Origin of the sequence: Subtercola sp. Z020, from assembly GCF_002931235.1 — a bacterium.
Taxonomy (GTDB): Bacteria; Actinomycetota; Actinomycetes; order Actinomycetales; family Microbacteriaceae; genus Subtercola.
The window spans coordinates 43666-51867 of record NZ_PSTT01000105.1 but is presented as its reverse complement, the minus strand read 5'-3'; the positions used below and the strand labels follow the sequence as shown (position 1 = coordinate 51867).

Below are 8202 nucleotides of genomic sequence, written 5' to 3'. Positions count from 1 at the left end.
GCCCCGGGCTGCCTCGCCCTGCCCGTCCGCTCCCGCCCGGGCCCGCCCGGGCGACGGCCGGCGGGCGAGGCCGGCTGGGGCGGACCCGCGGCGGGCTCCGGCGGGGCGCAGCGCGAGGCGGCTACTCCGTCACGTCGTCGCGCCAGGCGCGGGGGCCCTGCGAGCCGGCGGGGTACTCCTCGAGGGGCACATCGCCACGCTTCCACGCGTTGAGCACGGGCGCCACGATGCGCCAGCACGTCTCGGCCACGTCGCCGCGGATCGACAGCGTCGGATCGTTGCCGAGCACCCCGCGCATCACCTCGCCGTAGGCCGTGAGCGGCGACGGCTCCAGCTCCGTGGAGAGGTCATGCCGCGACAGGCTGAACGGGTCGCCGTCGCCGTTCAGCGTCAACTCGAAGGCGAGGGTCGGCGGCCGCAGCCCGATCACCATACGTTCGGGCGACTCGGCGCCGGTCAGACCGTCGGGCACGAAGCCGACGGGCTTCAGGGTGAGGATGACCTGCTTCACGGGCTCGCCGATGGCCTTGCCCGACCGCAGCACGAAGGGCACCCCCGCCCAGCGGCGGGTGTTCACCTCGACGACCAGCTCCGCGAGCGTCTCGGTCTGCCGCGAGGCGTCGACACCCTCTTCCTCTTTGTACGCCGGCATGTGCCGGCTACCGACCGTGCCCGCCCCGTACCGCGCACGGCGGCTGACGGCATCCGTTCCCTGCAGCACCGGAGCGCCCGACCAGACCGCCGTCGAGCGCAGAACCGCCGCCGTCGCCGCGCGGAAGTCGACGGGGTCGATGCGCGTCGGCGCCTCCATCGCCACGATCGACAACACCTGCAACAGGTGCGACTGCAGCATGTCGATGAGCGCACCCGATGTGTCGTAGTAGCCCGCCCGACCCTCGAGCCCGAGGTCTTCGTCGTAGATGATCTCGACCTTCTCGATGTTCTCGTTGTTCCAGATCGGTTCGACGAGCCGGTTGACGAAGCGGAGGCCGAGGATGTTCAGCACCGTCGACATGCCGAGAAAGTGGTCGACCCGGTGGATCTGCTCCTCGGGCACGAGCTTCAGCAGGTGACGGTTGAGGGTGGCGGCGCTGCGCGCATCAGACCCGAACGGCTTCTCGAGCGCGAAGACCGTTCCCTCGGGCAGGTCGACCGTCTCGAGGGTCTGCACGACCTTCGACACGATCGCGGGCGGCAGCGCGAAGTAGATGACGAGCTGGCCGTCCGCGTTGCCCAGGATCTTCGTCAGGTCGTCTTTCGAGGTCGGGTCGCCCTGAACGTACTCCGCCGAGTCGATGATCTCCTGGGCCGCCGCGTCAGTCGCCGAGACGCCCTCGAAGGCGGTCGAGACCGTCTTCTGCCACTCCTCCTTCGAGCGCGGGGAGCGCCCCGAGCCGATCAGCCGGAGCCCCGACACCGCCTCGCGGTCGGCATCGACGCCGCCCTCGATCAGGCTGCCGAGCCCGGGCAGCAGAAGTCGTTCGGTGAGGTCGCCGCTCGCGCCGAGAATCAGAAGAGTTGTCATACCGAAAGCGTACGCGCCGCCGCCGACACCTCCGTTGACACCGGGCGATCTCCGGGGGTCGGCTAGGGTGAGCCGCGGAGTGCCGGGGCGGGTGGATGTCGCGGCAGAAGAGAGGGAACCATGACGGTCTCGACCGAGCCGGGCAACGATCGACAGCGGCGGTCACGCGTCGTCGCCCTGGTCGCCCTCGTCGTCGCCCTGGCGGTGTTCACGGCTGTCGCGATCGTCGCTGACGCGGATGGTCGGCAGCGCTATACGAGCGCACTGAGCTCCCGCGCCGAGGCACTCCGCCTCTACGATCTCGCGCAGGACGCCCACACCGCCGCGGAGGCGACGGTCGCCGCGAGTGTCTCTGCCGCGTCATCGATGACGAGCGCCTTCTCCCAGGCACCTGCCATGCTCGCGCCGTACGCCGACGGAGGCGCCCTGGCCGCAGCGACCTCGGCGAGCGCGGCACTGACGGCGACCCTCGACACAGCTGCGGCGCCGGGCGCGACAGTGACCTCGGTGAGCACCGGCTCGACGGCGATGACGGGCATCGTGGCCGACACGGCGGCGCTCTCGACGGCGCGCACGGCTCTCGAGCAGCAGAACACCGAGGCTCTGGATGCCGCGACCACCCTCGACACCCAGGCGGCCACGGTTCGCACGGCCATCGCCGACACCGCAGCTTCGGTGATCTCGCGCGGCCAGGCCGCGCTCGACGCCTCCCCCCTCGCCACCACCGAGTCCCGCGGCGCGCTCTCCGCCACCCTCGACGCGGCCGCCAGCGCGGCCGCCGCGTCGCGCGCCGGCACGCCCGCCGACCCCACCTCCGCCCTCGTCGCACTGACCGCTGCGATCGCGGCCGTCGAGGCCGGGCAGGCGGCGGGCCAGGCCGAAGCCGACACGGCGGCGGAAGCCGCAGCCGCCGCGCAGAACGCCGCACGCAACAGCGGCGGCTCCGGCGGAGGCGGCAGCGGCGGCGGCAGCAGCAGCTCCGGCAGCGGCTCCGGCGGCAGCAGCAGCTCCGGCTCCGACCCGGGGTGGGTGACGTTCCCGCCCCCCACGATCACGTTCCCCGAGCCCGAATCGTTCTGCAACGACCCTGTCACAGGCGTTGTCATCCCCTGCTCCTGATCCGCACCGCAACAACTTGTACTCCGACAAGGAATAACGGCGAACCGTTCTGCACTTGAGGTACCCATGAGCACCACGAAGAACGAGAAGCACCGTGCCGGCGTCGGGTTCCGTTCCGAACGGGGGCCGCTGCTCATCGCACTGATGCTCGCGACGGGCCTGGTGGCCATCGACGCCACGATCCTCGCGACGAGCGTTCCATCGATCGTCGGCGACCTCGGCGACTTCTCGCAGTTCCCGTGGCTGTTCTCCATCTACCTGCTCGCACAGGCCGTCTCCGTGCCCGTGTACGCCAAACTCAGCGACACCGTGGGGCGCAAGCCGATCATCCTGATCGGTATCGGCCTGTTCCTGGCCGGCTCGATTCTCTGCGGCCTGGCCTGGAGCATGCCCGCACTGATCGTGTTCCGCGTCATCCAGGGCCTCGGTGCGGGTGCCGTGCAGCCGATGGCCGTGACGATTGCGGGCGACATCTACACCGTGGCCGAGCGGGCGAAGGTGCAGGGCTACCTCGCGAGTGTCTGGGCGATCGCCTCCGTGGCCGGCCCGCTTCTCGGCGGCCTGTTGTCGGAGTTCGTCTCCTGGCGCTTCATCTTCTTCGTCAACATCCCGCTCTGCCTGATCGCGGGCTGGATGATCGTGCGCCGCTTCCACGAGAAGATCGAGAAGCAGAAGCACCGCATCGACTACGCGGGCTCGGCCGTTCTGACCGTCGCGCTGACCGCCCTCATCCTCGCCGTTCTCGAAGGCGGACAGGCCTGGGCCTGGGACTCCCCCGCCAGCATCGGGGCCTTCGCCTTCGGCGGCGCCATGCTCGTGGTGTTCGTCTTCGTCGAGCGGCGCGCCGTCGAGCCCGTTCTGCCGCTCTGGGTGTTCTCGCGCCGGCTGCTGCTGACCACCACGCTGATCTCGCTCGGCGTCGGCGCGATCCTGCTCGGTGTGACGTCGTTCGTGCCGACCTACCTCGAGGGTGCGCTGCACATCTCCCCGCTCGTCTCGGGCCTCGCGGTCGCCGCGATCACCCTCGGCTGGCCGATCGCCGCCTCGCAGTCGGGCAAGCTCTATCTCAGGATCGGGTTCAAGCGCACCATTCTGATCGGGCTCGTGATCGCCGTCGCCGGGTCGCTCTCGCTGGCTCTCGCCGCCCCGAACCCCGACCTGGTCATCGTCACGGTGAGCTGTTTCGTCATCGGCTTGGGCCTCGGCCTGGTCGCCACACCCGGCCTGATCGCGGCCCAGTCGAGCGTCGAGTGGGAGGAGCGCGGGGTCGTCACGGGCACGAACTTCTTCGCCCGCTCCATCGGCAGCGCGGTCGGTGTCGCCATCTTCGGAGCGATCGCGAACGGCATCTACGCCTCGAAGGCCGGCGGCGACAGCGACCCGGCGACGGTCGCCCTGGCGTCTGGAGCGGCCTTCATCGCCGTGCTGGTCTGCACGGTGGCGACCGTCGTGGCTGCGGCGTCGATGCCGGATGCCCGGCTGCAGTCCGACGGGCGGGTGGCTGCCCGCAGCTAGAGCCCGTCAGTGTCGAGCGCCGCTAGAGCCCGTCAGGGTCGAGCGCCGCTAGAGCCCATCCGGGTCGTCGTGCTCCGCCGGGCCGTCGTGGCGCAGCCGTTCGGCCTCGTGCACGGGGTCGGCGAGATGCTCCCGGCGCCGCCTGTCCTCCTCGAACTCGGGCAGGAAGGTGAGCACGAACAGCATCAGCAGCAGGGCGAAGATGATCAGCGCAGCGATCAGGTCGCTCCACTGGAACGGGAACACCCGCCCGTCGATCGAGAGCACCAGAACGGTCTCGATCAGCGCGAACAGAATGAAGAACACGCCCATCAGGGCCCTCGTGCGCCCCTTCCGGCGCCCGCGCCGGTGGATCTTCGTGCGGCGCAGTTCGACCATCAGCGCCAGCAGGATGACCGGCAGGATCTGGGCCAGGGCGGTCGCCGTGTCGATGTCGAAGAGCCTGATGACCATGCGAAAACCCTAGCGGCTCCGCCCGGCCCGTTTCGGGGGCGACGCGGTATCCTGAAGGCTCGAACACCCTCCCTGGATCAGCGACGATCGGAGAACCGTGGCCGCCCGCCGCACCCCCGCCCCCCGCGCGGTCGCTGAGCGCGCGCACGACGAAGTGGTCGGCGGGTTCCGGTCGGCCGCCTTCCCCGCCGCCACCACGGGGGCCGGAGTGCGGCGGCTCGTGGAGGAGTCGTGGCAGCGCTCCCTGCGGTCGAACGTCGACCCCGACAGGCTCACCCCGGCGTTCGACCTCGACGACGAGGCGCTCCGCGAGTACCGCAGTGCGCATCCGCTCGCCCTCGTGCTGCCGGTCATCCATCGCCTGCTGATCGCGCACACCTTCGAGCGCGGCCTCATCGTGGCGATCGGCGACCAGGCCGGCCGGCTGCTCTGGATCGACGGCGACCGGGAGCTCCGCAGCAGGGCTGAGGGCATGGCGTTCGTCGAAGGCGCCAACTGGTCGGAACGGGTCGTCGGCACGAGCGCGCCGGGCACCGCTCTCGCCCTCGACCGCAGCATCCAGATCGGCGGCGCCGAGCACTTCAACCGCATCGTGCACCCGTGGAGCTGCTCGGCGGTGCCGGTGCACGACCCGGCGTCGGGTGAGGTGCTCGGCGTCATCGACATCACGGGCGGCCACGACGCGGTGTCGCCGGTGACCCTGCCCCTCATGGAAGCCGCGGTCGCCGCTGCCGAAGCCGAGCTGCGCATCCAGCAGCTGACCCCCGCCCGGGCGCACCGGCCCGAGCGCCGCGCGGCCGCACCGGGTCGGGCCGCATCGGGTCGGCCCACACCGGCAGCAGCTCCCCCACCGCGCCCCTCCCCGCCGGCGAGCGCCCCCCTGCTCAGCGTGCTCGGCCGTGAAGTCGGGCGCCTGAGCTACGCCGGCCGCACGATCGAGCTGAGCGCGCGGCACAGCGAAATCCTCACCCTGCTCGCGTGGCACCGGCACGGTCTCTCGGCCGAACAGCTCGCCCAGAAGCTCTACGTCGCCGACAACTCCGTCGCCACGCTCCGCGCGGAGATGGTGCGCCTCCGTTCGGTGCTGGCCGAGCTGCACCCGGCACTCGCCCCTCTGTCGAGGCCGTACCGGATGCCCGTTCCCCTCGAACTCGACGCGCACCGGGTGCTCGCATTCCTCGAGCGCGGTGCGCACCGCGTTGCGCTCGGCGCCTACTCCGGGGAGGTGCTGGCCGTGTCGACGGCGCCGGGGGTCCTCGAGATCAGGCGCGCGGTGAGCCGCAACGTGCGGGAATCCCTCCTGACGGATGCCTCGGCCGACGTTCTGCTCGGCTACGCCCGCACCGACGAGTGCGCCTCCGACCGCGGGGTGTGGCTGGCCTGCCTCGAACGGCTGCCGACGCATTCGCCCAAACGGGCATCCGTCGTCTCACGCATCGAACACATCGATGCCGAGTTCGCCGCCGAGCGCCGCTAGACGCCGCTGACCGCCCTGAGCGGCGGAACCTCCTAGACTCTGGCCGACCACGCCGCAACCGTTCGCAACCCTCCCGCAACCCCGGCCTTCCTAGGCTGGTCGCGGTGGCCCGAAGCGGGCTCGCCTCACGACAACGACGTCTAAGGAAACCGACATGACGATCTACGCAGCCCCCGGAACACCGGATGCGAAAGTCACCTTCAAGCCGCGCTACGAGCACTGGATCTGCGGCGAGTGGACCAAGCCTGTGAAGGGCCAGTACTTCGAAGACATCTCCCCCGTCAACGGAAAGCCGTTCGCCGAAGTCGCCCGCGGCACGGCCGAAGACATCGAGAAGGCTCTGGATGCCGCGCACAGCGCCGCACCGGCCTGGGGCAAGACCTCCCCCGCCGAACGGGCCGCGGTACTGAACCGCATCGCCGACGTGATCGACGCGAACCTCGAGCTGCTCGCCGTGGCGGAGACGTGGGACAACGGCAAGCCCATCCGCGAACCGCTGAACGCCGACCTGCCGCTCGCGTCGGACCACTTCCGCTACTTCGCCGCCGCCATCCGTGCGCAGGACGGCGACCACGCCCAGCTCGACAACGACACCGTGGCGTACCAGTTCCACGAGCCGCTGGGGGTCGTCGGCCAGATCATCCCGTGGAACTTCCCGATCCTGATGGCCGTGTGGAAGCTCGCTCCCGCCCTCGCCGCCGGCAACGCGGTCGTGCTGAAGCCGGCCGAGCAGACCCCCGTGTCGATCCTCGTACTGATCGAGCTCATCGGCGACATCCTGCCGCCCGGAGTGCTGAACATCGTCAACGGTTTCGGGGTGGAGGCCGGCAAGCCGCTCGCGTCGAGCCCGCGCATCCGCAAGATCGCCTTCACCGGCGAGACCAGCACGGGCCGGCTGATCTCGCAGTACGCGTCGGCGAACCTGATCCCCGTCACGCTGGAACTCGGCGGTAAGTCGCCGAACATCTTCTTCAGCGATGTGGCCGACGCCGACGACGCGTTCTACGACAAGGCGCAGGAGGGCTTCACCCTCTTCGCGTTCAATCAGGGCGAGGTGTGCACCTGCCCGAGCCGCGCGCTCATCCAGAAGCCGATCTACGACTCTTTCCTCGACACGGTGACCGCGCGCACGGCCAAGGCGGTGCAGGGCAACCCGCTCGACACCGACACCCAGGTCGGGGCGCAGGCGTCGAACGACCAGCTCGAGAAAATCCTCAGCTACCTCGACATCGGAAAGCAGGAGGGCGCGAAACTGCGTCTCGGCGGCGAGCGCGCTGACCTCGGCGGCGACCTGTCGGAGGGCTACTACGTGCAGCCGACCATCTTCGAAGGCAACAACAGGATGCGCATCTTCCAGGAGGAGATCTTCGGGCCGGTCGTCGCGGTGACCTCGTTCGACGACTACGACGACGCCATCTCGATCGCCAACGACACCCTCTACGGGCTCGGCGCCGGCGTCTGGTCGCGGAACGGCACGACGGCGTACCGGGCGGGCCGCGACATCCAGGCCGGTCGCGTGTGGGTCAACAACTACCACGCCTACCCGGCCGGGGCGGCATTCGGCGGCTACAAGAGCTCGGGTATCGGCCGCGAGAACAACAAGCTCGCACTCGACCACTACCAGCAGACCAAGAACCTGCTGGTGTCGTACAGCGACAACGCCCTCGGCTTCTTCTAAGCCGGCACCGATGCCTGTCGATGCGGCGGTCACGCTGCCGAACGAGACCCAGTCGCGGGTCGCCCTGGCCGATGCGAGTGTGCTGCTGCTGCGGAAGCTCTGGGAGCTGTACGGGCCGCTGATGTTCCACCAGTCGGGTGGATGCTGCGACGGCAGTTCACCGATGTGCTACCCCGCGGGCGACTTCATCACCTCCGACGCCGATGTGCTGCTCGGTGTGCTGGACATCGCCCCGGGCGGCGCCCCGCCGCAGACGATCGACTTCTGGATGTCGGCGGAGCAGTTCGCGTACTGGAGCCACACCCACCTGACGATCGACGTCGTGAAGGGTCGCGGCAGCGGATTCTCGGTCGAGGCGCCGGAGGGCGTGCGCTTCCTCATCCGCTCGAAGCTCATGGACTCGGCGACGCCCTTCGTCTAGCGCCCCTCGTCGCC

7 protein-coding genes are annotated in these 8202 nt (G+C 70.0%); 5 read left to right on the top strand and 2 right to left on the bottom strand.

Going from position 1 to position 8202, the window contains the following annotated elements; translation table 11 throughout:
* Positions 1-121: 121 nt before the first annotated feature.
* A complete protein-coding gene (locus C5B96_RS14005; RefSeq protein ID WP_104245972.1) occupies positions 122-1525 on the bottom strand; it encodes a glucose-6-phosphate dehydrogenase in 1404 nt (467 codons plus the stop codon).
* A 120-nt stretch (positions 1526-1645) separates the two neighbouring features.
* Here C5B96_RS14005 and C5B96_RS17445 point away from each other — a divergent pair, with 120 nt between their 5' ends.
* Together C5B96_RS17445 and C5B96_RS13995 are read left to right on the top strand one after the other, a co-directional pair.
* Positions 1646-2644 carry a hypothetical protein gene (locus C5B96_RS17445; protein ID WP_158507193.1) on the top strand — a complete coding sequence of 333 codons (999 nt, stop codon included), beginning with the start codon at positions 1646-1648 and terminating at the stop codon, positions 2642-2644.
* 66 nt (positions 2645-2710) lie between these two features.
* Entirely contained in the window at positions 2711-4159 is a 1449-nt protein-coding gene (locus tag C5B96_RS13995) for an MFS transporter (protein ID WP_104245971.1), read from the top strand.
* 48 nt (positions 4160-4207) lie between these two features.
* Here C5B96_RS13995 and C5B96_RS13990 read toward each other — a convergent pair whose 3' ends face one another.
* On the bottom strand, positions 4208-4612 hold the full coding sequence (locus tag C5B96_RS13990) for a hypothetical protein (protein WP_199176662.1): 405 nt from the start codon (positions 4610-4612) through the stop codon (positions 4208-4210).
* Positions 4613-4709: 97 nt separating this feature from the next.
* On the opposite strand from C5B96_RS13990, the gene C5B96_RS13985 reads away from it, so the two are divergent.
* From C5B96_RS13985 to C5B96_RS13975, 3 genes are all read left to right on the top strand, one after another.
* Positions 4710-6089, top strand: a complete 1380-nt coding sequence (locus C5B96_RS13985; protein ID WP_233189211.1) for a helix-turn-helix domain-containing protein — start codon at positions 4710-4712, stop codon at positions 6087-6089.
* Positions 6090-6243: 154 nt separating this feature from the next.
* Positions 6244-7767, top strand: a complete 1524-nt coding sequence (locus C5B96_RS13980; RefSeq protein ID WP_104245969.1) for an aldehyde dehydrogenase family protein — start codon at positions 6244-6246, stop codon at positions 7765-7767.
* 10 nt (positions 7768-7777) lie between these two features.
* Positions 7778-8188 carry a DUF779 domain-containing protein gene (locus C5B96_RS13975; protein WP_104245968.1) on the top strand — a complete coding sequence of 137 codons (411 nt, stop codon included), beginning with the start codon at positions 7778-7780 and terminating at the stop codon, positions 8186-8188.
* The last annotated feature ends 14 nt before the right edge of the window (positions 8189-8202 follow it).

What these genes read in the sequence shown, in the direction of transcription:
- C5B96_RS14005 (WP_104245972.1), bottom strand. Translation starts at nt 1,525, where the DNA reads ATGACAACTCTTCTGATTCTCGGCGCGAGCGGCGACCTCACCGAACGA.
- C5B96_RS17445 (WP_158507193.1), top strand. Translation starts at nt 1,646, where the DNA reads ATGACGGTCTCGACCGAGCCGGGCAACGATCGACAGCGGCGGTCACGC.
- C5B96_RS13995 (WP_104245971.1), top strand. Translation starts at nt 2,711, where the DNA reads ATGAGCACCACGAAGAACGAGAAGCACCGTGCCGGCGTCGGGTTCCGT.
- C5B96_RS13990 (WP_199176662.1), bottom strand. Translation starts at nt 4,612, where the DNA reads ATGGTCATCAGGCTCTTCGACATCGACACGGCGACCGCCCTGGCCCAG.
- C5B96_RS13980 (WP_104245969.1), top strand. Translation starts at nt 6,244, where the DNA reads ATGACGATCTACGCAGCCCCCGGAACACCGGATGCGAAAGTCACCTTC.
- C5B96_RS13975 (WP_104245968.1), top strand. Translation starts at nt 7,778, where the DNA reads ATGCCTGTCGATGCGGCGGTCACGCTGCCGAACGAGACCCAGTCGCGG.